We start from the raw sequence: 2,223 nt of genomic DNA on the forward strand, positions 1-2,223 counted from the left end.
GAATCTTTAACCTGTTCGTAATAGTCATCACTGGCAACAAATTGTGCCAGATCCGCCAGCCAGCTATCCCTTTTGGCTTGATCTGAAGGCGGCAAGCCATTGAGGTGGTCCCGGATGTTCGCCAGACTAATCTCTAACCCCGGTTCAAGGACGATCCAGGGAAGGCAGCGCTCCATAAGACGGGTATCCAGAGAGTGTTGTTCAAGCGCATTCATGACCTGAGCAGTAACACATTCGAAGGGTGGAACAGGCAGACCGGCTTTCTGCATGCGCTGCAAAAACATTCCCTTGCCGCCCAGATTTTCCCGGTTGGCGGGAGAACAGTCAGCAGCCTGAGCCAAAACAGCTGAACGGCAGGTGCGCTCGCCTATCGGCCTTGGGTCGGGAACATCACTGGGATCAAGATCACTGAAATACCTTTCAGGTAAACTATTAGCCTTAGAATTATGATTGGGATCAGTTGTCAGGCTTTGAGGATCTGACTTGCCAAATACAGCAGATAACATCAAGATATCCCTCTGATGTTTTTATTTATCCATGATTTAATCGCTAACGCATAAAGCGATCACTTTCCTTCGACCATGATGTTTTTATAAAGTTCACCCGTCAGCCTGAAGAACGCATTAAAAGAACGGCAATAAGTTGGTAATAAGGTTTTCACTGCCATCGTTGTCAGAGTTGATCAGAGCTTGGCCAAAAATGCCCTGACGTATTTATTAACTTCGGGATTTCTTTGCTTCGCTGAATCGATAAAAGACTTATCATTTTTAAGTTGAAAAGCCGCATATTCGAAAGCACGAGGATTTTGTTCAATTAACTCCAACATATACTCGCGATCATTCAACACCGCATGACTGGCATGCCTTAAGTAAATGATACTATGAGCAATTGCACGATTAACAATGTCTTTATCGCTCTTGATTCTCTCACTTGCAAACCCCAAAGCTGCTGGATCGTTTGCAACAGCGGCCATCACCACCTTCTCATCATTCTTAAGTCTATGGCTGGCATATTTCAGCTCGCCACCCACTCGAGTGACTGATGCAATGACAACATCGCTATCATCCCCCAATTCTTTACTCACATATTCCAGTTCACCCGGATGTTCTTTAATGGCGGGTAACACAACGTCTTTATCATTCAAAACCCGTTGGCTGGCATATTTCAAACCCTGTTTCAGCAGGGAATTCCTGACTTTTTCTTTATAATCCCCAAATGGCTGCCCCGGTGGAACATCAAACTCCAGACGACCACTGCGAGGTGTTTTGATAACAAAGTATTGATCTTCCAAATGGGGATGCAAAAGCACAACCAAACGAGTACCGTTTTGGGGATCTTCCAATAAATAATGCTGTAGGAGTTCACTGCGGGTGTCCTCAGCGATCTCACCACTCATTAACATTTTCAGAAGCTTATGCTCCGATGTTTTCACGCACCTCGAAAAACACTGAACATGTTCAATAAACTGTTGTTGGTGGTCGCTTAAGAACGGGTAGAATCGGGGAACTCTGTGTAGATAGGTATAACTGATTGTGAAAAGGCAATGTTGAAAGACGAACCTATCGGCTTCTGTCGCAAGGCCGCTATCAAGTCGTTGTGCAAGCGAGTCAAAATTCCACTGATTTTTTTCACAAATGCGGCTTTTCTCAAAACGATGATCCAAATCTTTCATATCACGTAATACAACGATCAGTTTTTCAAAGGCTTCCCGCATGGATGGACGTGATTTCATCTGGGAACATTCGATGGTCACTGTACCTGCTATGGCGTTGCAACGGGTCTTTATGCCATCAGAATTTTTATCCAGTTCAATCGCTTTCAGTAACGCTACCAGAAACCACACACGCATGAACTTGCCGGCATTAAAATCCCATTCAGCATCAAATGTATCTGAAAATGTCAGCCGCAAGGTTCGTCCTTTCCCCGCCTCTGCGTGTTCAAGTAGCTCGATAACGCTCTTATGATTTCCAAGCGGCAGGGTAACAATCAAGGCATTATTCATATGGATGACAGTCCCCCGAAACTCCAGCCGTGCCATGGTTTCTTCGCCGGATCGACTCAATAGCGGAGTCTTTTTACACGGGGTCGTGCAATCCACGTAAGAGATCCTGCCTATCTTGGATGACCTGCCCTGACCCGAGGCCAAAGTGACTGGTGCCAGTGCTTCCACGAAGCGCTGATGCAGGGCAAAAATCAGCTCATGAACACTTCGAACCTGCTCAG

At 45.8% G+C, this 2,223-nt stretch carries 2 protein-coding genes; both read right to left on the bottom strand.

Annotated elements, in window-relative coordinates:
• Positions 1 to 506: PEP/pyruvate-binding domain-containing protein (locus KDK16_RS08305; protein ID WP_257275577.1), on the bottom strand; the 506-nt coding region annotated here is incomplete at its 3' end.
• A gap of 176 nt (positions 507 to 682) precedes the next feature.
• Positions 683 to 2,038, bottom strand: coding sequence for a DUF4116 domain-containing protein (locus tag KDK16_RS08310; RefSeq protein WP_257275578.1), 1,356 nt, complete (start codon positions 2,036 to 2,038; stop codon positions 683 to 685).
• Between the last annotated feature and the right edge of the window lie 185 nt (positions 2,039 to 2,223).

The organism is Endozoicomonas sp. SESOKO4, from assembly GCF_024606275.1.

What these genes read in the sequence shown, in the direction of transcription:
- KDK16_RS08310 (WP_257275578.1), bottom strand. Translation starts at nt 2,038, where the DNA reads ATGGCACGGCTGGAGTTTCGGGGGACTGTCATCCATATGAATAATGCC.